The sequence below is a fragment of the Sinorhizobium kostiense genome (assembly GCF_017874595.1).
GTDB lineage: Bacteria > Pseudomonadota > Alphaproteobacteria > Rhizobiales > Rhizobiaceae > Sinorhizobium > Sinorhizobium kostiense.
On sequence record NZ_JAGILA010000001.1, the window covers coordinates 1,217,594 to 1,237,612 of the forward strand.

The following is a 20,019-nucleotide window of genomic DNA, read 5'->3' on the forward strand; positions in this document are numbered from 1 at the left end:
CGCGCTCCCCTTTCGGCTTTCAAGATAGGTTACAAACCATAATGCCAGGGGCCGCAGTGTTGCAGCTGCAGCCCCAGAAGCCCAGTTGCTCAATCAGGCTTCGAACCACACATGCTCGGCCAGGCGATAACCCATCATGCCTCCGAGCGGGTTGGTTTCCATGCCTTTGAGCTTGTCGGTGATGGCGTCGATACCCGTCAGGTAGGCCGGAATGATCGTGCCGGCCTCCTCGGCGACCATCACCTGCATCTCGTTGTAAATCGCCCTGCGCTTCTCCTGGTCCAGCGAGCCGCGCGCCTCGATCAGCATCTTGTCGAATTTTTCCGATTTGTACTGGCTCTCGTTCCAGGGAGCCTCGGAAGCGTATAGCAACGAGAACAGGATGTCTGGCGTCGGCCTGTAATTGATGTTGCCGAAATGCATCGGCGCCTTGAGCCAATAATTGTCCCAGTAGCCGTCCGAAGGCACGCGTTGGACGTCGAGCTTCAGGCCGATCTCGGCAGCGGCGGCCTGGATGACCATCGCCATGTCGACCGAGCCGGTAGCCGCGTCGGAAGCGACCATCGGAATCGTCTGGCCGAAAACGCCGGCCTTCTCGAAATGGAACTTCGCCTTTTCAGGATCGTAAGGCTTCGGCTTCAGATCGTCATTGCGGTAGACGTTGCCCGGAAAGACCGGCTGATCGTTGCCGATTTCGCCACGCCCGCGCAGAGCCGCCCTCAGGATCTGCTCGCGATTGACGAGGTGCTTCATGCCGGCCACGAAGTCCTTGTTCTGGCCCGGGGCCATGTCAAGGCGCATGTTGAGGTTGGTGTAGCTGTTTGCGGCCGATTTCGAGAGGACGAAGCCCGGCTGGCTTTCGACAAGGCGCTCCGAACGGGGATTGATGGCGGCGGCGACATGGGCGTCTCCGGACAACAATGCATTGACGCGCGAGCTATCGTCGCTGATCGCGAAGAATTCAAAGGCGTCAACATATGGTCCTTTGGACCTCCAGTAGTTATCGTTCCTCCGCATGAGCGAGCGCACACCCGGCTCGAAGCTTTCGAGAACGAATGGTCCGGTGCCGTTCCCCTTGGAGAAATCGGCGGTGCCGTCGGCGACGATCATGAAGTGATGCAGGGCCAGGATTGTCGGCAGATCGGCGTTGGCATCGGCCAGCGTGATTTCGACGGTGAGATCGTCGACCGCCTTGAAATCGGTCATCTGTTTCGCGATGGCATTGACCTTGGAACCGACATCGGGATTCAGATGGCGCTTGAGCGAGAAGATCACGTCTGCGGAGGTCAGCGGCTTCCCGTCGTGAAAGGTGACGCCCTTGCGCAATTTCACGGTCCACACCTTGGCATCGGCACTCTCGATGCTTTCCGCCAGTTCCATCTGCGTGGCGCCGGATTTGTCGAGATTGGAGAGCCGGTTGTAGACCGCCGCGCACCGCGAATAGTCCGTGGAATTCGAAGCCTTGGCCGGATCAAGCGTGTCTGCGGTCGAAGACGTGAAGCCCGCCACCTTGAGGTGGCCGCCAGTGACCGGAGTTGCGGCGACCGCTTCAGAGGCCCGACCGAGCAGGACGCCGCCGGCCGACATAGCGACGCCGCCAGCGAGCAGCATCTGCAACAGTTCGCGGCGCGTGGCGCCACGACGGATGGCGGCTTCGACCATGGCGTCGTCCGACCTGGTCCAATTTGTGATCTTGTCAGTCATGTCATTCCCCTTCTCAGTTGCCGGGTTGTCCTTCTCCTGCGAGCTTGGACCCCCGATCGTTGAAATGATTCACCTGCGCAGCGCTGCCAGGGCATCGGCAGAAGCGGCCATCGAGGCGAAGTGATTAAAACTCGGGCGGCTGGATGATGCCGCCGTAACTTTTCTGCGCATTGCGGCGCTCGATCCAGCAAGTGGCAAGCCCAGGCTCCCGCGAGATGCCGAAGTCGCGATGGTGGCTCCGAGCGAGATGCAGGATGTCGCCGCTGCAATTTGGTAAGCTCTTCAACTCCATTTCCCAGTTTCCTGGCGCACTCGCGAGCGCCTCGCTTCGTGAAGAAGATTATTCTGTTCCCGTCAGCGGATGGTTCTTTCCGCTCTTGGTGAAGAGGGTCCGCATCTGGAGCGCCCCCTTCTTTCCTTCAAGTTTGGCATTTGTGCCGCACCGAAGTGTCCGAAAAGACAGGATGGAGCGGCACAAGATTCCGAATATGACCATTCGGCGATATATGCGGCCCGCAGTCCGTCAGGCCTTCAAAGCCTGGCGGACATCCGGATCTTCCAAGGTCTCGTCCAACGTCATGCGGGTGCGATCCACAATGGCATCGATCTCCGTTTCACTGCAGCAAAGCGGCGGTGCATAGCCGAGCACGCCATTGGCAAAGGCGCGGATGACCAGCCCGTTTGCCCAGGCGCGGTCGAAGATGCGGCGCGCCGGCTCGGCCGCTGCGGGCAAGGGGGTCTTCTTCTCCTTGTCGACGACAAGCTCCACGGCGGCGAGCATGCCGCGCCCGCGCACGTCGCCAACCAGCGGATGAGCCTTGAGGCTTTCCAAGCCGGCCATCAGGCGTGCGCCTGCCTTCCGGCCATTGTCCAGCAAACCGCCCTCATAAAGCCTTAGCACCTCGAGCCCGACCGCCGCGCTGACCGGATGGGCCGAGTAGGTGTAGCCGTGGCCGATTGCTGCGGCACCGGCGCTGTCTGCGATCGTCTGGTAGATATGGTCGCCCATGAAAACCGCGCCCATCGGCACATAGCCGGAGGTCAGGCCCTTCGCCACGGTCATGAAGTCCGGCACGATCTCATCCTCCTCGCATGCAAAGAGTGGCCCAGTGCGGCCGAATCCGGTGATCACCTCGTCCGCCACGAAGAGGATGCCGAGTTCGTGGCAGAGCTTGCGCATTGCCTTCATCCAACCTTTGGGCGGCACCAGCACTCCGCCAGAACCCTGGATCGGCTCGGCATAGAAGGCGGCGACCCGCTCCGGGCCGATCTCTTCGACCTTCCGCCTCAGAGCGGCAAGCGAGGCGTCGATGATTGCCTGCGGATCGTCGCCGACCGGGTTGCGATAGGCATAGTGGGACGGAATCTTATGCTGCCAGTCGAACGGTATGCCGAAGCCGGCATGGAACAATGGCAGCGCCGTCAGTCCCGCACCGACCGTCGAGGAACCGTGATAGCCCTGCTCGACGGAGATGAATTGGTCGCGCTGCGGCTCGCCGCGCGCGATCCAGTAATAGCGGATGAAGCGGATCGTGCTGTCGACTGCATCCGAGCCGCCGAGGGTGAAATAAACGTGATCCAGATTGCCCGGCGCACGTTCGGCGAGCTCCGAAGCGAGCCGGATTGCAGGTTCCGATCCGAGGCCGAAATAGGCGGTCGCATAGGGCAGTTCGCGCATCTGCCGGGTTGCCGCCTCGACGATGCTCTCATGGCCATAGCCGGCATTGACGCACCAGAGGCCGGCAAAGCCGTCGATCAGTTGCTTGCCCGAAGCATCGGTGACAGTTGCGCCTGACGCCGAGGCGAGCACGCGCACACCGAGTTTTTCATGACTGCGATAGGATGCGACCGGATGAATGAGATGAGCGCGGTCAAGTTCGATGAGGGAATTGCTGTACATGGGACTCTCCGGGTCAGCCAAACGCCTGGGCGGCGAGGGCAAAGGTTGTGGCGGTGACGTCGGCGGCGCGTTCGTTGACCGACGTCATCATGACGATGCCGCCGCCGACATGGGCAAGGCCGCGTTCGGCGAGCCACGGCCCGAGGCCGGTTTCGGCGATCGCATCGACCCGCAGGAACTGCCCGGGCCGCCGAGCGATGAGATATGTGATCAATGCCTTGGCGTCTTCGAGATCAGCGGCAACGACCGGTCCGATGACCTCGCCGCGGCCAAACGGTCTGGCGGCCGCGTAACCGCAAACGCGTCCATCGCGGCGGATCACCGCGAATTCGCCGATCGTTGCGATATTGGCGATAAGGTTGGCGCGGTTTCCGCCGAAGGCGCTACGGTCGAGTTCGGCGATGGCTGAAACATCGGCTGGGTTCGCGGGCTCCACTCCCGCAGGAGCGGCTATTCTTCCAACGACGCACTGATGCTGCAGCACGCGCCCCGTCTCCCGGAAGCCGAACTTCTCGTAAAGCGGCAGGCCCTCCTCCGTCGCCACCAACCGAAGCGGGCGATTACCGGCAATGTGCACGGCGGCGTCCATCAGCCGGCGCCCGAGTCCACGGCCGCGCATGGTCTCGTCGACAATCACCATATTGATCGTCGCACAGTCCTCTTTGTAAGAGGTGACGAGCACAGTGCCGACGGTCCGATCGCCCTCGACTGCCACGACGCCTTTGCTGAGGGCGAGCGCCATCTGCCAATCCTCGGGCCGGTGTGGCCAACCCGCCTGCCGTGATAGGCCGACTGCTGCGTCGAGGTGTTCGGGGCTGAAGGGTATGAGATCGATCTGACGTGTCTGCATCGCGAATCTTCCTTGCTTCTGCCCTTGAAGTCTGGAGGATCTGGGTCCGGCAGATCGTCTGAAGGTCAGGTTCGGCGCGGTATCTTATGGCTTTGCGCACGCAGGCGACCGCATCTTATGCCGGCACGCGCGAGGGCCGCGGGGAACGGAGTCTGCGACGGATCGAGCGGGGGGACGAAGCTCGCAACCTTCTGCCAAACGCGACTTTCGATACGGCAGATTCTGCTTCGATACTCGCGAAATCAGGTGAGCCGAGGCGCGGGTCGACGCCTATGATCTTAGTATCCGCTCCCGACCATGAAGGATATGCACATGACCACCTTCCGCCCGAAATACATCACCTTCGACTGCTACGGCACGCTGACCAACTTCCAGATGGCGGAAGCGGCGCGCGACCTGTACAGCGAGCAGCTGGACGAACCGCGAATGGCGGAGTTCATCAAGAATTTCGCCGCCTATCGCCTCGATGAGATTTTGGGCGACTGGAAGCCCTATGCCGAGGTGGTGCACAATTCGCTCGAGCGCACGTGTAAGCGTAACGGCATAAAATTCCGCGAGGAGGCAGCTCGGATGGTCTATGAGCGCGTGCCGACCTGGGGTCCGCATCCGGACGTGCCGGCGGGGCTCGCCAAGGTCGCCAAGGAAATTCCGCTGGTCATTCTGTCGAATGCCATGAATTCACAGATCATGTCCAATGTCGAAAAGCTCGGCGCGCCATTCCATGCAGTCTATACCGCCGAACAGGCTCAGGCCTACAAGCCGCGCTTCAAGGCCTTCGAATACTTGCTGGACATGCTGGGTTGCGGCCCGGAAGACATTCTGCACTGCTCTTCCTCCTTCCGCTACGATCTGATGTCGGCCCATGACCTCGGCATCAAGAACAAGGTGTGGGTGAACCGCGGTCACGAGCCGGCGAACCCCTACTATGGCTATGTCGAGATCGCCAATATTTCCGGCCTGCCGGGCGTCGTCGGTCTCTAGCGCATTCGCCCGAAAATCGGGTCCGATTTTCGGGCGGCGCGATGGATAGGTTTAAACGCTTGCAGTGCCCTATACGCGTCTGAAAAACGCACGGCTTTGTAGAGCGGATGAGGAAAAGGGGCGGTCCGCCATGAAATATGTTTCCTATTGGCACGACAGCGCCCCGGCCTTCGCCGGGGCAACGCAGGGCCCGGTTGACGGGCACTATGATGTCGCCGTTATCGGCGGCGGCTTCACCGGTCTCGCTGCAGCCCGGCAACTCGCCAAGGCCGGCGCCAAAGTTGTCGTGCTGGAGGCAGAACGGGTCGGCTGGGGTGCCTCCGGCCGCAATGGCGGACACTTGAACAATGGGCTGGCGCACAGCTACCTCGCCGCAAAGGCGGAGCTCGGCAAGGAGCGGGCGGTCGCTCTCTATCGGGCGCTCGACGAGTCGATCGACACAATCGAGGCGCTGATCGCCGAGGAGGGGATCGACTGCAACTTCCGCCGCGCCGGGAAGTTGAAACTCGCTTCCAAACCCCAGCATTTGGCCGCGATTGCCCGCAATTTCGAGGCGGTCAACGCGGAGGTTGATCCGGACACCGCACTCTTGCGTGCGGATGACCTTAAAGGAGAGGTTGGCTCCCGCTTCTTCGGCGCGATGCTGTCGAAAAAGAGTGCGATGATGCATATGGGGCGCTATGTCGTCGGCCTTGGCGAGGCGGCCAAACGCCACGGCGCCACGATCTTCGAGGGCGCGGCAGTGACGGAGCACCGTGAGAGCGGCGGTCGCCATCTGTTGAAGACCGCGCGCGGCAGCGCCAGCGCGGATGCAGTCCTTGTAGCCACCGGTGCCTATACGTCTGCCAACTTCGGCTACTTCCGCCGCCGCATCATAGCGGTCGGAAGCTTCCTCATTGCCACCCGGCCGCTGACGGATGCGGAAGTCGCGGCCACCATGCCGGGCAACCGCACCTGCGTCACTTCGATGAACATCGGCAACTATTTCCGGTTGGCTCCGGACAACCGGCTGATCTTCGGCGGCCGTGCCCGCTTTTCGGCGAGCTCGGACCAACGATCGGATGCGAAAAGCGGGGCGATTCTCAAGGCGAGCCTGGCCGAGATCTTTCCGCAACTCGCTCATGTCGAGATCGATTATTGTTGGGGCGGCCTTGTCGACATGACCAGAGACCGCTTCCCGCGTGCCGGCTATCACGATGGCGTGTGGTACGCGATGGGCTACTCCGGCCACGGTGCGCAGCTTTCGACCCATCTCGGCATCATGATGGCGGACGCGATCCTCGGCAGGCCGGACCGCAACCCGCTAAAGGGCCTCGAATGGCCGGCCGTACCGGGACATTTCGGTAAACCGTGGTTCCTGCCGATGGTCGGCATGTATTACAAAATGCTGGACAGGATCCAGTAAGGGGCTCCCTGCCTGCTTTCCGGTCTAGGCGAGGAGCGCATCGATTTCCGCCATTGTCGCCGATGGCAGGGCTCCCTTTTCCAGAGCGGCTAGATTCTCCCGCACCTGCGCCTCCGTCTTGAAGCCGGGTATTGGAAAGGTGTTGGGCGAACGGGCAAGAATCCATCCGAGCGCGCCTTGCGCCAAAGTCCTGCCGCCGGTCCGGAGGAGCTCTCGGATCTGCGATAGGCGTTCAAGGTAATCGGCTCGCGGGCGCCCGTCCTGAAAGAACCGCACCCAGCTATGACCTGCGGCGCGAACGTCATGTCCCGGCAAACGCATTTCAGAACTGAATTTGCCCGTAAGAAAGCCCATCGCCAACGGCGATCGAATGATGCTGGCGAGATTGTTGTCCTCGCACATTACCAACATGTCCGGGGCGTCTATGAAGACGTTCAGTTCCTGCTGGACCGCGACGAAGTGCGGGAATTTCACCATTCGCCTGGCCGCAACGGCGTTGTCCGTGCTCCAGCCCCAGAAACGGATGGCACCTTTCTCCACCAATTTTTCGAGCGTCTCGCCAGCCGCGTCCGCTTCGTCATCCGAAAGCTCTCCGACATGGATCTGGTAGAGGTCGATGTAATCGGTGCCCAGACGCTGGAGCGACGCGGCGCAGGCCTTTCGGATGTAAGCGGGGCTGACATCGGTACCGACAAGGGCGCGGGCGGCGCGGTCGTAGGTGTAACCAAACTTGGTTGCGATGATCGCGTCGCCTCGTCGATCGCTGAGCGCGCGGCCGATAACATCCTCGCTGTGCCCGGTTCCGTACGCATCGGCTGTGTCGATCAGCGACGCGCCCATTTCGAGGCCCAGGTGAATGGCGCGGATCGACTGTGCATCGTCGACGTCGCCCCAGCCGTCCGGCTTTCCACGCAGGGTGAAATGGCCTCCAATCGCCCAGCAGCCCAAGCCGATTGACCCGGCCGAAAGCCCCGAACGACCCAACGGCCTGCGGATGGTCGCAGAAATGTCGGTGGCAAGCATGGCATCCTCTTCTGTTGTGAAGCGATGCTCACCAACATGCCACCGGACGCTTGGCGATCAGAACCCTCGAATTCGCAAGGTGTTTTTCAGATTTGAAAAATCCTACTCCAGCCCACCGATGTGGAAGCTCTTCATCTCCAGATATTCCTCGATGCCGGCCTGTGCGCCCTCGCGCCCGAGCCCCGACTGCTTGACGCCGCCGAAGGGCGCGACTTCGGTCGAGATCGCGCCGGTGTTGAGGCCGATCATGCCGAACTCGAGCGCTTCCCCAACGCGCCAGGAACGCTTCAGGCTCTCCGTGAAGAAATAGGCGGCGAGACCGTACGGTGTGCCGTTGGCAATGGCGATTGCCTCTTCTTCCGTTTCGAAGCGGAAGAGGGGGGCGACGGGGCCGAAGGTCTCTTCGCTCGCGAGCAGCATGTCCGTCGTCGCGCCGGTCAAGACGATCGGGGCCGTATACTGCTGGCCGTCCGGCACAGCGTTGCCGCGCGCCGCAACCTTCGCGCCCTTGGCGAGAGCGTCCTCGACATGTCGGTCGATCTTCTCGATCGCCGCCGCGTTGATCATCGGGCCGATCGCAATTCCGGGCTCGGTGCCCGGCCCGACCTTCATGGCGTTGACGCGGGCGCCGAGCTTCTCGGCGAAGGCGTCGTAAACGCCGGCCTGCACCAGGATGCGGTTGGCGCAGACGCAGGTCTGGCCGCCATTGCGGAACTTTGAGGCGATCGCGCCCTCAACGGCGAGATCGAGATCGGCATCGTCGAAGACGATGAACGGTGCGTTGCCGCCGAGTTCGAGGGAGAGCCGCTTGACGCTGTCGGCGGCGCCGCGCATCAACAGCGACCCGACGCGCGTCGAGCCGGTGAAGGAGATCTTGCGTACCGTCTCGTTCGCCATGAATTCGTTACCGATCGCCGTCGGCATGCCGGTAACGATGTTGATGACGCCGGCCGGAATGCCGGCGCGCTCTGCCAGCACGCCGAGGGCGAGCGCCGAAAAGGGCGTGAACTCCGAGGGCTTAATGACAACCGTGCAACCGGCAGCGAGCGCCGGCGCCACCTTGCGGGTGATCATCGCGTTCGGGAAATTCCATGGTGTGACGATGGCGCAGACGCCGACCGCTTCCTTGAGCACGATGATGCGCCGATCCGGTGTGGGCGAGGGGATCGTGTGGCCGCCGATGCGGCGCGCTTCCTCGGCGAACCATTTGACGAAGGATGCGCCATAGCGGATCTCGCCGCGCGATTCGTCGAGCGGCTTTCCTTGCTCGAGGGTGAGGAGTAGCGCCAGATCTTCGAGGTTCTCGATCATCAGCGCGTACCATCGTTCGAGCAGGGCGGCTCGCTCGGCGTGCGTTCTTTTCTTCCAGGGACCGAAGGCGGCGTTGGCCGCCTCGATCGCGGCGCGCGTTTCGGCGGTTCCCATGTCCGGAACCGTGCCGAGAGTCGTTTGGCTTGCCGGGTCGTTGACTTCAACGACCACGCCCGACACTGCGTCGATCCATTTGCCGTCGATCAGCGCGGACTGGCGGAAAAGATCGCGATCTTTCAAGCTCTGCATGATATTTTCCCTCATGATCAGTCGAGCGCAGCGAGCACCGCTGCTGCTATGGTTTCCGTCCTGTCCTTGCCGGGTACAGTGCCGATGCCACGGGCGGTGGTCTTCTCGAGCGCGCCGATGATAGTCTGCGCTGCGTTCTTTTCTCCGAGATGCTCGAGCATCATCGCGCCAGACCAGATGGCGGCGATGGGGTTGGCAATGCCGAGATGGGCGATGTCGGGGGCGGAGCCGTGCACCGGCTCGAACATCGATGGAGCGCTTCGGTCCGGATTGATGTTGGCCGAGGCTGCAAAACCGAGACCACCTTGGATGGCTGCGCCGAGATCGGTCAAGATGTCACCGAAGAGATTCGAGGCGACGACGACGTCGAGGCTTTCCGGCGCCATCACCATGCGCGCGGCCATGGCATCGATGTGGTAGCTAGCAACATCGACATCAGGGTATTCGGCGGCGAGCTTGTGTGTGATCTCGTCCCAGAACACCATGGAGTATTTCTGCGCATTCGACTTGGTCACCGAAGCGAGCTTGCCCCGGCGCGCCCGCGCCTGTTCGAAGCCGAAGCGAAGGATCCTTTCGACGCCAGTGCGGGTGAAGATGGAGGTCTCGACCGCCACCTCGTCCGTCGTTCCCTGATGGACGCGGCCGCCGGCACCGGAATACTCGCCCTCGGTGTTTTCGCGAATGCAGAGGATGTCGAAGTTCTCGGCCCTGAGCGGTCCGCGCACGCCCGGCAGCAGCCGGTGCGGCCGAATATTCGCATATTGCACGAAGGCCTTGCGGATTGGCAGCAGCAGCCCGTGCAGCGAAACGGAATCCGGTACCTCGGCGGGCCAGCCGACAGCCCCGAGCAGGATCGCGTCGAACCGGCGCAGTGTCTCGATGCCGTCCGGCGGCATCATCGCGCCGGTCTCCTTGTAGAAGGCACAGGACCAGGGAAAGGGGGTACCGTTGAGTGTAAATCCGGAATGCCTGGCAACGGTCGACAGGACCTGCCACGCCGCGTCGGTTACGTCGCGGCCAACGCCGTCGCCAGGGATGAGAGCTATGGAATAGGATGTCATTGAATCTCCCCGAGCAGGTTTCGGAAGGCGGGCAGCGCCTCACCGAAAGAACCTGCGACAAAACTAAACATAAGCGGACGGAGCGTGGACGAGGCCACGCAAGTCCCTAGAGGCTGATGAGCACGCTCTTGCTTTTGCGGTTGGCATGATAGGCCTCGCGGCCGAGGTCCTTTCCGATGCCGGAGCGCTTGTAGCCGCCGGTCGGCAGGATGTGGTCGCGCGAGCGGCTGTAGCGATTGACCCAGACGGTGCCGGCCTGGAGTTTGCGCGTAAGACGCACCGCTCGCGAGAGGTCTCGGGTGAAAAGGCCTGCGGCAAGGCCGTAGGTCGGATGATCGGCGAGCGCCAAAGCCTCTTCCTCGTCGGCGAAGGTCTGCATGGTGAGCACCGGTCCGAAGATCTCTTCGATGATCGCTGGCGAGCGCGCATCGCGGACGGCCATCAGCGTCGGCTGATAGAAATAGCCCGGCGCATCCATTTGACGGCCGCCGAGCAGGCATTCGCCGCCTGCCGACACGGCCGCCTCGACGATGCCGTGGATCCGGCTCAACTGCCGCTTCGAGATGATGGGCGAGTATTCACTCGTCTCGTCCCAGGTCGGGCCTGCCTTCGCAGTCTTCATGCGCGCAACGATCGCCTCGGCGAGTGGCGCGGCGACGCTCTCCTCGACGATCAGCCGCGATCCCGCGACGCAGGCCTGGCCGGCATTCGAAAGCATGCTCTGGGCGATTGCCGCAGCAGCTTTGTCGATGTCGGCATCGGCGAAGACCAGTTGCGGGCTCTTTCCGCCGAGTTCAAGTGTCATGGGCTTGACGCCGGTGCGGGCGATATTGGCCATGATCGCGGCGCCGGCGCCGGTCGAGCCGGTGAAGCTTACTTTTGCTATGTCCGGGTGACCGGTGATCGCGTTGCCGGTCACCGGTCCATCGCCGAGCACGATATTGATAAGGCCGGCCGGGATGCCGGCGCGGATTGCGAGTTCGGCAAGGTAAACGGTAGAAAACGGCGTCATTTCCGATGGTTTCAGCACCACCGCGTTGCCCGCGGCAAGCGCCGGTCCGAGCTTCCAAGCGGCCATTGAAACAGGAAAGTTCCAGGGCGTTATGGCGCCCACGACGCCATAGGGTTCGGTCATGATCATGCCGAGGTTGCTCTCGTCGGTCGGCACGAGGTCGCTGCCTTCCTTGTCTGCAAATTCGGCGAAGAAGCGGATCTGCTCGGCGCTGACGGCGATGTCGCCGGCGACGAGATGACCAACGGGGCGGGTCGACGAAAGCGCTTCCAGCTTGGCGAGGGTTTCCGCTTCCTTTTCGATGAGGTCGGCCCAGCGCTGCAGCGCGACCGTGCGTTCGCGCGGTCGTACGCCGCCCCAGTTGCTCGCCTTCAACGCCTTCTTGGCGGTCTCCACGGCGCGGTCGACGAGGGCCTCGTCTGCAAGCGGACAGCCCCCATAGGCCTTGCCATCGGACGGCCGATGCATGTCGATGACGCCTTCGGCGGCCACCAACCGGTCACCGATGAAGTGTCCGATGGGAAGGGGAATTCTGTCTGGGTCGAAGCTGAGTGTCATCGGTACGTCCTCGGCATGGGCTCGAGGCAATATTAGCCGGGCATTGAGAGCAGCAAGCATCGACTGGCAATGCCGGGACGGCGGAAAATTACGTTTTCGGCAACGCGACAGTCAAATCTTCGGCAGGATCGGCCAGGCAAGCATGATCAGAAGAGGGAGTGATGCCCGGATATCGCCCCTGGCGGCGCGGACGGTAAAGAGCGCCCCATGGATTGTTGCGACGGAGGCGAGCGTTTGGAAGGCCACCGGCATTGATCGACAAAATGGGTAAGACCTGCTGGTCCTCGCGGAACAGTATGCGAGGTTCGACTTGGGAGCGCTTGTCAGAACGGCGAGTGGCGGAGGCAGGAGAAATGCGCGGCCACCTGTCGTCAGGTTGGCCGCACCATTACAGCGTCGCGCGTCTGATCAGACCCGCAAGAATAGCTGGAGCGCTTTGACTTGCTGCATGTCTCTTGTCCTTGAATCGGGTCGATTCGGAGAGACATGCAGTGGGCTCGATCATTCGGCGCTTTCAGCGGAGTCCGCGTTGAGCAGGCCGTATTTTTCGACGCCGAGCTTGTCAAGGAGCTCTAGCTGCGTTTCCAGGAAGTCGATGTGGCCCTCCTCGTCTGCGAGCAACTCCTCAAAAAGCTTCATCGATACGTAGTCACCGGCCTGATTACAGATGTCACGCGAAGCTTTGTAGGAGGTTCGTGCGTCGTACTCACCGGCAAGATCGGCCTCCAAGACTTCCTTGATGTTCTGCCCAATACGCAATGGGGCCACCGTCTGAAGGTTCGGATGCCCCTCGAGGAAGATGATGCGCGCGACCAGCTTGTCGGCGTGCTGCATTTCTTCGATCGATTCGGCGCGCTCTTTCTTGGCAAGCTTTGTATAGCCCCAGTCTTCGAGCAGGCGGTAATGCAGCCAATATTGGTTTACCGCTCCGAGTTCCAGGAATAGTGCTTCGTTGAGCCGCTCGATGACTTGGGGATCACCCTTCATGATATAGGTCCTTCTAGCGAGGTTGAGCACCTAGCAAATAGCTTCGACCAATGCGTTTGTCGAGTGCTTTTTAGAACGATTCTAACGTGTACACAGGAAGGCTGAATCGGATCTCGGAAAGGCTCTAAGGCGCGTGCGGCTCCTCAGACGCGCAAAGATCGTTTCCGAACATCAGTGTCGGTCTCCAGGGCAAAGGACTCGCAGCCAGCCGTCGAGCGTTGCTGCGAAGACGGCGTGTCTCGCGCGCGACGCCGGTCACATCACCGTAACGTAGATCTTGCGGACCGTCTCGATGGTCTTCCACACGCCGACGAAGCCGGGCTTCATGATAAAACTGTCCCCGGCCTTGTAGACGACCGGGTCGCCATCTTCAGGCGTGATCTCAACGACGCCGGCAAGGATATGGCAGAATTCGAAGGTTTCGCCCTTGATCGAGCGCGTCTCGCCTGGGGTCGCTTCCCAGATGCCGGTATGGATCATCTCGCCGCGGGCGACGTCCTGCGCCCAGGTCTTGAACGACGGGTTCCCGGTGATGAGGCGTTCGGGAAGCGGCGTTGATTCGCGCGGGGCGAAGGCGGGGTTCGTATCGATCGTCTTCAATAGGGTCATGTTTTACCTTTCCTGAGCATGGAATTAATAGCCGCGGTCGCGATCGATGAGCCCGATCGGATCGAGTCCCGCTTGGTGACGTTTGATGTTGTCGATCACAGCGCGCGCGGCCGTTTCGGGTTGCGTGACGCTCGCCACGTGCGGCGTCAGCAGGATCTTCGGATGGCTCCAGAAGGGATGGGTATCCGGCAGTGGCTCCGGGTCGGTGACGTCGATTACGGCGCCCGAGAGATGATCGCTGTCCAGGGCCCGAAGAAGCGCGTGATGATCGAGCTGCGGTCCGCGACCGACATGGACGAGTGCCGCTCCGGCCGGCAGCTTGGCAAAAAGATCGGCGCCAAGGAAGCCGCGCGTCTCGTCCGTCAGCGGCAGCAGGCAGATGAGAATGTCCGTCGATCGTAGCAGCGTGTCGAGGCCATGCTCGCCGTTCAGGCAGGTTACGCCTTCGATTTCGCGCGGGTTTCGGCTCCAGCCGGAAAGCTGGAAGCCCATCGGTTTCAACCGCTCGAGCACGGCTCTGCCAAGCATGCCGAGACCGAGAACGCCGATGCGGCGCTCCGCCGCCTGCCGCTGGGCGATCGGCTGCCAAAGCCCGCGACGCTGCTGGTCGATATAGGCGGGTAGGTTACGGTGGAGCGCAAGAACCGCAAGGGTCGCATATTCCTGCATCATCCGCACGATACCGTCCTCGACCATACGCACGACCTTTACGCGCGCCGGTACCGCATCGATGCGGAACTGGTCGACACCGGCGCCTATCGAGAACAGAATTTCAAGGTTGCGATAGCGCGCGAGATCCGCTGGTACGGTCCAAGTGATTAGGTAACGCACGTCATCGGGATCGACCTTCGCCGGATCCATCGAAAAGGCGATGTCAGGCAGTTCGCGCGCGAAGGCCTCGGCGAAAATCGCGCCGCGCTTCGCATCGGAGTTGAAGAGGAAGGTCATAGTCGGAGTTGCTCCATCTCAGGACGCACAATGTGCACCAAGTGCCTCGATCACCGCCCGACAGGCCTCGAGTTCCTCCACCAGGATGTATTCGTTCGCCTTGTGCGCGCGGCCGATTTCACCCGGGCCGCATATGATCGCGTCGATACCCGCCTGCTGGAAGAGGCCGGCCTCGGTGCCGTAGCTGACAGCGGCAAGTGGTTCGACACCTGTTAGCTCCTCGAGGAGAGCCGCGAGCGGCGCGCCTTCGGCCAGCGACAATGCGGGGTAGGCGCTGAGCTCCTGCCACTCCACCCCAAAACCGCGCCCGGTCAGCCTTTCGGCCGCTTGCCGTACGGGCTCAAGCAGTCCGGCCGGATCGATGCCGGAAATGGCCCGCGCCTCGAATTCCGCCTCGCAGCTCTCAGGAATGATGTTGACCGCTTGACCACCCCTCAGCGTCCCGATCTGGAGCGAGGAATAGGGCGGCTCGAACGTCGCTTCGAAGGGGCCGCGGCTCAGCCGTGCAGCCTCAGCCACGGCCTGGCCGAGCACGTCGCTCATCGCATGCACGGCATTCAGGCCCTGGTCCGGCCGCGACGAATGGCCGGAGCGGCCCCTGACCGTCAGCCGCGCGGCCGCCTTTCCTTTGTGCGCGCGGATCGCCCGCATTCCGCTAGGCTCGCCGATGATCGCCCCCAGCGGCCTTTCGCAAAGCTCCGGCAAGCGCGCGATCATGTGCGGCACGCCGCGGCAACCGGCCTCCTCGTCATAGGAGAAGGCGATGTGGATCGGACGGCGGAGCGGCAGCGCCGCAAGTTTTGGAATGACGGCGAGGACGACGGCAAGAAAGCCCTTCATGTCGGTCGCTCCTCGGCCATAGAGCCGACCCGCATCGGCGCGGAGGCGGAAGGGATCGCTCGTCCAGCCGTCCTCGTTTGCCGGAACGACATCCATATGACCCGAGAGAACATAGCCAGGCAGTTCCTTCGGGCCGACGGTGGCGAACAGGTTCGCGCGGTCTCCTTCCGGGCCGGGAAGCATGGCGGCGGTTATACCTTGGCGCCGGAGATAGTCGCGAACCCAGGCGACGATGCTATCATTGGGCGTGCCAACCACGGAAGGAAAGGCAACCAATGCCTCAAGGATTTCAGCTGCCTGCATCGATTTCCTCACAATGTGCTCAGGTCCGCATCGTCGCGAGCGCGAGTTTTGGGGCGCTCGCGACGGGGCTTGCGGGAAGCGACCCGTCCGTGCTCTCTAGAATCACCGGCGATGGCGGCCCGACCTATACCTTCCCTAATCAGTCTAGGGGCCGCCGCAGGGTTTGCGTGCCGAAAGCGTGATAAATTTGATGGAATGTTGTGTATCCGGCGGCGTCTCAAGCGAAATCTGTCGGGTGCGACGCGTTAATCTCGGAAGAAGCGTTTCCGGCGCGCCTTCGTTTTTAGTGCCATATGTGGGAGATCAGAGAGTGGGCGGGCAGGCACCCGAAATCAAACTCATCGATAGCTTTGAACTGCATATCGCGGATGTCGACAGCGTAGACCTCGAGCAATTGCACGCGCTGTCGATTTCCGTCGGCTGGCCGTTGCGCGCGGAAGATCTGCAGTTCCTGCGCCAGTTCGGTCGGGGCTATGTCGCGCTCGATGAAATCGGCAGGGTGACCGGCTCGGCCATGTGGTTCCCGCATGGCGAAGAGTTCGCGACAATCGGCATGGTGATCACTTCGCCCCGGTTGCAGACGAACGGCACGGGTCATTGGCTGATGCAGCGTGTTCTTGCCGATTGCCACGGCCGCGACCTTCGGCTCAACTCTACGCGGGCGGCGCGTCGTCTCTATGATTCGCTCGGCTTCCATCCGGTCAAGACCGTTTATCAGTGCCAGGGTGTCGTGCATCCGGTGGAAACCCACAATGCCCCTGAGAGGCCGACCGTAAGACGGCTGAACGCTGAAGACCTCTCAGCCGTGGTCGAAATGGATGCACGTGCCTTTGGCGTTGCACGCGACATCTTGATTGGCAAACTCTTCCCACAGTCCGTTGGTTACGGGCTATTTCGCGACGGAGCGCTTGCGGCATTTGCACTCTGCCGCCCCTTTGGCCGTGGACATGTGGTTGGCCCGGTCGTCGCAAAAGACGACGCCGACGCGATCGCGGTCGTCCATCCGCACGTCCTCGATCACGCGGGTACTTTCCTGCGCATCGATACGCATCAGGTCGGTGGCGCCTTTGCCAACTTTCTCTCCGACGCGGGAATGGCGGTGTTCGATACCGTGCTCACCATGTCTCTGGCGCGAGAGGGCGGCGAGGCGAAAGCCGCCGCGACCGAAGGGACGGTCACCTACGGTTTGGTGAGCCAGGCACTCGGCTGACTACAAGGCTAAGGGCGCTGCACGCCGTTGCGATTGAGCGCGACCCTGTAGACGCTCGTCGAGGCCGTGATCAAGAGCTGGTGCTTTGCCCGGCCGCCGAAGCAAAGATTGGAAACGAGCTCCGGTACCCGAATCCTGCCCATCAGGTGACCGTCGGGCGCGATGCAATGCACGCCATCCGCGGCGGAAGACCAGAGATTGCCCTCGCTGTCGACGCGGAAACCGTCCGCGCAACCGGGTTCGATCATGTGGAATACCTTACCGCCCGAAAGGCTGCCATCGGCACGGACGTCAAAGACGCGGATATGCTGCGGATCGGATGAGAACATCCGTCCGGTGTCGGCGACATAAAGCCGGCTCTCGTCGGGGCTGAAGGCGAGGCCGTTGGGGCAGGCAAAATCGGTAAGAACCGCTTCGATCGCGCCGGAAGGCCGAACGCGATAGACCTGGCAGGGGAGTTCCTGCTCGGCCCGATAGCCCTCGTAATCGGTCATGATGCCGTAATGCGGATCGGTGAACCAGATGGAGCCATCGGATGTCACCACCACGTCATTGGGCGAATTCAACCGCTTCCCCTCATAGCTGTCGGCGATAACGGTGATCGAGCCATCATGCTCGGTGCGCGTCACTCGCCGCGTGCCGTGCTCGCAGGTGACGAGCCTGCCCTCCCTGTCGCGCGTGTTGCCATTGGCGTAGTTCGAGGGGCTCCTGTAGGTCGAAATGCCGGCTTCCGGAATCCAGCGCAGGATTCGGTTATTGGGTATGTCGGAGAAGAGGAGGCAGCCGGCATCGCCGAACCACACCGGTCCCTCGACCCAATCGAAGCCGGTCGCGATCTGCTTGACGGGCGAATTGCCCATGACGAAGGACCGGAAACGGTCGTCGACCACCTCGAAGAACGACATCCGGACTTCCTCCTGTTCCCGATCGTATCTCGATTGCTTGCGGAGAGCATCACTGCAGGGCAGGGAGCGCAAATGCAACCCCGATCACCTTTGCACGAGCGGCGTGGCTTTTGCCGCGGCGCCCGATCTTTTGCCTGTCGTTCAGGAGAAGGCGATCTGCGTCTTCATCGCCAGGCCGCGGTCGTTCGCCAGTTCGAAAGCGGTAACGGCTTCCGAAAGCGGCAAGGTGTGGGTAATCAGCGGTTTGACGTCGATCAGCCCTCTCTGCATGAGCCCGACGCCGGTTGCGAATTCCTCGTGAAAGCGGAAGGATCCCCGCAGTTCGAGTTCCTTGGCAGTGATCGCCATCATCGGCAGGCTCATGTCGCCGCCGAGACCCAGTTGCACGATCACGCCGCGCGGGCGCAGCGCCGCTATTCCTGCCGCCAGCGCTGGCGCCGCACCGGAGCACTCGTAAAGCACGTCGAAGCTGCCCTTGTCCGCCGAATAGGGAGCGAGAGCGTCCGGCTGGTCCTTCGTGTTGATGACGCGGTCGGCCCCGGCGGTCCGTGCTAATGAGAGCATGAAGTCGGAAAGATCGGTCGCGATGATCTCAGCTGCGCCGGCGCGGCGCGCTGCAAGGATGGCCAGCACGCCGATCGGGCCGCAGCCGGTCACCAGCACCCGCTTCCCCAGCATTTCGCCGGCGCGGCGCGTGGCATGGAGCGCCACGGCGAGCGGCTCGGCCAGGGCCGCTTCGCCTGGCGTCAGTCCTGCGGCAGGCACGCATTGCTGGGCATCGGCGACCAGCACCTCACGGAAAGCGCCCTGGATATGGGGGAAGGGCATTGCGCTGCCGTAAAAGCGCATGTTCAGGCATTGGTTGTGGAGCCCTTGCTGGCAGTAACGGCAGGACCGGCAGGGCCGCGACGGCGAAACGGCGACGAGGTCTCCGATGGCAAGCCCTTCGACGCCCGGCCCAAGCACTTCCACATGAGCCGAAACCTCATGGCCTAGGATCATCGGCTCACGCAGTCGGACGGCGCCGAAGCCGCCGTGATTGTAATAATGGAGGTCGCTTCCGCAGACCCCGCCAACGGCGAGGCGAAGCCGCACTTCGCCTGCGCCGGGCACGTCTTCGGCCCGGTCTTCGATGCGCAGGTCCTTCGGCCCATGAACGACGATTGCTTTCATCTCGGCCTCCTCAAAGAACCGGCGTCAGCAGCGGTTCGCCGGCAAAATGCGCGGCCAGATTATCCCGCACCAATTGCCCCATGGCCTTGCGCGTCTCCACTGTGCCGGACGCATGGTGCGGCTGAAGGAGCACATTGTCGAGCGAAAGAAATCGGGGGTTCAGAGCCGGCTCGCCTTCGAAAACGTCGAGCGCCGCGCATCCGAGGGTGCCGTTCTCCAACGCCTCGAGCAGCGCCTCTTCGTCGATATTCGAGGCGCGGGAGATATTGATCAACATGCCTTCGCCGCCGAGGGCGGTGATGACCTCGCGCCCGACGATATGGCGGGTTGCGGCCGAGGCGGCGAGCGTTACGAAAAGGAAGTCTGACCGCTCCGCGAGGGCCACGGGGTCGGCCACGAACTGCCATTCGGCGGCATAGGGCTTTGGCGCAATGTCGGAATAGGCGATGTCCATGTCGAAGCCTTTCAGGCGCTTGGCCACCTCATAGCCGATCCGCCCCAGGCCGAGCACGCCGGCGCGGCGGCCCCAGACGCGGCGTCTCAGCGGATAAAGCCCCTTCTTCGCCCAGCTTCCGTCCTTGACCCAACTTTCCGCCCCGATCATGCCGCGCGAGAGGCAGAGCATCATCGCGACGCCGAGATCAGCCACGTCATTGGTCAGCACGTCCGGCGTATTCGTCACGCGGATGCCGCGTTCGCGGCAGGCAACGAGATCGACCGCGTCGAAACCGACGCCATAGACCGACACCACCTCGAGGGCAGGGCAGGCCTCGATCATTGCTCGGCTGGCGCCGAGTTCGCCGCGTGTGGCAATGGCGCGAACCTGTGGGCCGACCTCAGCGAGGAAGCGCGCCTTGTCCGAAGCGTCGAAATAGCGATGAACCGCGAAAGCCTCGTTCAGCGGCACCTCGTCCCACTCCGGATAGGGGCCGACTTGGAGAATATGTGGTTTTCTCAATTCGTTTCTCCGTCCCTTGACATTCAATGTTA

Annotated in this window: 18 protein-coding genes; 3 read left to right on the plus strand and 15 right to left on the minus strand. The window is 62.3% G+C overall.

Annotated elements, in window-relative coordinates; all coding sequences use genetic code 11:
• Positions 1 to 93: 93 nt before the first annotated feature.
• From J2Z31_RS05445 to J2Z31_RS05460, 4 genes are all read right to left on the minus strand, one after another.
• Entirely contained in the window at positions 94 to 1,704 is a 1,611-nt protein-coding gene (locus tag J2Z31_RS05445) for an ABC transporter substrate-binding protein (RefSeq protein WP_209600837.1), read from the minus strand.
• Positions 1,705 to 1,828: 124 nt separating this feature from the next.
• Positions 1,829 to 1,996 carry a hypothetical protein gene (locus J2Z31_RS05450; protein ID WP_209600838.1) on the minus strand — a complete coding sequence of 56 codons (168 nt, stop codon included), beginning with the start codon at positions 1,994 to 1,996 and terminating at the stop codon, positions 1,829 to 1,831.
• 231 nt (positions 1,997 to 2,227) lie between these two features.
• Positions 2,228 to 3,604: an aspartate aminotransferase family protein gene (locus tag J2Z31_RS05455; RefSeq protein ID WP_209600839.1), complete on the minus strand. Its 1,377-nt coding sequence runs from the start codon at positions 3,602 to 3,604 to the stop codon at positions 2,228 to 2,230.
• Positions 3,605 to 3,617: 13 nt separating this feature from the next.
• Positions 3,618 to 4,454 carry a GNAT family N-acetyltransferase gene (locus tag J2Z31_RS05460; protein WP_209600840.1) on the minus strand — a complete coding sequence of 279 codons (837 nt, stop codon included), beginning with the start codon at positions 4,452 to 4,454 and terminating at the stop codon, positions 3,618 to 3,620.
• 312 nt (positions 4,455 to 4,766) lie between these two features.
• Here J2Z31_RS05460 and J2Z31_RS05465 point away from each other — a divergent pair, with 312 nt between their 5' ends.
• Positions 4,767 to 5,435 (plus strand): haloacid dehalogenase type II, encoded by a 669-nt coding sequence (locus J2Z31_RS05465; RefSeq protein ID WP_209600841.1) that lies wholly within the window; start codon positions 4,767 to 4,769, stop codon positions 5,433 to 5,435.
• Positions 5,436 to 5,565: 130 nt separating this feature from the next.
• Complete coding sequence (locus tag J2Z31_RS05470) at positions 5,566 to 6,840, plus strand: NAD(P)/FAD-dependent oxidoreductase (RefSeq protein WP_209600842.1); 1,275 nt, start codon at positions 5,566 to 5,568, stop codon at positions 6,838 to 6,840.
• 24 nt (positions 6,841 to 6,864) lie between these two features.
• On the opposite strand, the gene J2Z31_RS05475 is transcribed toward J2Z31_RS05470, so the two are convergent.
• From J2Z31_RS05475 to argE, 8 genes are all read right to left on the minus strand, one after another.
• Entirely contained in the window at positions 6,865 to 7,863 is a 999-nt protein-coding gene (locus tag J2Z31_RS05475; RefSeq protein WP_209600843.1) for an aldo/keto reductase, read from the minus strand.
• Between the two features lie 102 nt (positions 7,864 to 7,965).
• Positions 7,966 to 9,423: an NAD-dependent succinate-semialdehyde dehydrogenase gene (locus J2Z31_RS05480; protein WP_209600844.1), complete on the minus strand. Its 1,458-nt coding sequence runs from the start codon at positions 9,421 to 9,423 to the stop codon at positions 7,966 to 7,968.
• A 17-nt stretch (positions 9,424 to 9,440) separates the two neighbouring features.
• Positions 9,441 to 10,484 carry a tartrate dehydrogenase gene (locus J2Z31_RS05485; RefSeq protein WP_209600845.1) on the minus strand — a complete coding sequence of 348 codons (1,044 nt, stop codon included), beginning with the start codon at positions 10,482 to 10,484 and terminating at the stop codon, positions 9,441 to 9,443.
• A gap of 106 nt (positions 10,485 to 10,590) precedes the next feature.
• Positions 10,591 to 12,054 (minus strand): aldehyde dehydrogenase family protein, encoded by a 1,464-nt coding sequence (locus tag J2Z31_RS05490; RefSeq protein WP_209600846.1) that lies wholly within the window; start codon positions 12,052 to 12,054, stop codon positions 10,591 to 10,593.
• A 501-nt stretch (positions 12,055 to 12,555) separates the two neighbouring features.
• Complete coding sequence (gene bfr / locus J2Z31_RS05495) at positions 12,556 to 13,041, minus strand: bacterioferritin (protein ID WP_209600847.1); 486 nt, start codon at positions 13,039 to 13,041, stop codon at positions 12,556 to 12,558.
• Between the two features lie 255 nt (positions 13,042 to 13,296).
• Positions 13,297 to 13,650: a cupin domain-containing protein gene (locus J2Z31_RS05500; protein WP_209600848.1), complete on the minus strand. Its 354-nt coding sequence runs from the start codon at positions 13,648 to 13,650 to the stop codon at positions 13,297 to 13,299.
• 24 nt (positions 13,651 to 13,674) lie between these two features.
• Positions 13,675 to 14,598 (minus strand): 2-hydroxyacid dehydrogenase, encoded by a 924-nt coding sequence (locus tag J2Z31_RS05505; protein ID WP_209600849.1) that lies wholly within the window; start codon positions 14,596 to 14,598, stop codon positions 13,675 to 13,677.
• 18 nt (positions 14,599 to 14,616) lie between these two features.
• Positions 14,617 to 15,741 carry an acetylornithine deacetylase gene (argE, locus tag J2Z31_RS05510; RefSeq protein ID WP_209600850.1) on the minus strand — a complete coding sequence of 375 codons (1,125 nt, stop codon included), beginning with the start codon at positions 15,739 to 15,741 and terminating at the stop codon, positions 14,617 to 14,619.
• Between the two features lie 310 nt (positions 15,742 to 16,051).
• Between argE and J2Z31_RS05515 the strand changes: the two genes are divergently transcribed.
• Entirely contained in the window at positions 16,052 to 16,951 is a 900-nt protein-coding gene (locus J2Z31_RS05515) for a GNAT family N-acetyltransferase (RefSeq protein ID WP_328243196.1), read from the plus strand.
• An 8-nt stretch (positions 16,952 to 16,959) separates the two neighbouring features.
• Here J2Z31_RS05515 and J2Z31_RS05520 read toward each other — a convergent pair whose 3' ends face one another.
• From J2Z31_RS05520 to J2Z31_RS05530, 3 genes are all read right to left on the minus strand, one after another.
• Positions 16,960 to 17,856, minus strand: coding sequence for an SMP-30/gluconolactonase/LRE family protein (locus J2Z31_RS05520; RefSeq protein WP_209600852.1), 897 nt, complete (start codon positions 17,854 to 17,856; stop codon positions 16,960 to 16,962).
• A gap of 141 nt (positions 17,857 to 17,997) precedes the next feature.
• Positions 17,998 to 19,029 carry an L-idonate 5-dehydrogenase gene (locus J2Z31_RS05525; protein ID WP_209600853.1) on the minus strand — a complete coding sequence of 344 codons (1,032 nt, stop codon included), beginning with the start codon at positions 19,027 to 19,029 and terminating at the stop codon, positions 17,998 to 18,000.
• A 10-nt stretch (positions 19,030 to 19,039) separates the two neighbouring features.
• Positions 19,040 to 19,987 (minus strand): 2-hydroxyacid dehydrogenase, encoded by a 948-nt coding sequence (locus J2Z31_RS05530; RefSeq protein WP_209600854.1) that lies wholly within the window; start codon positions 19,985 to 19,987, stop codon positions 19,040 to 19,042.
• Positions 19,988 to 20,019: the final 32 nt, after the last annotated feature.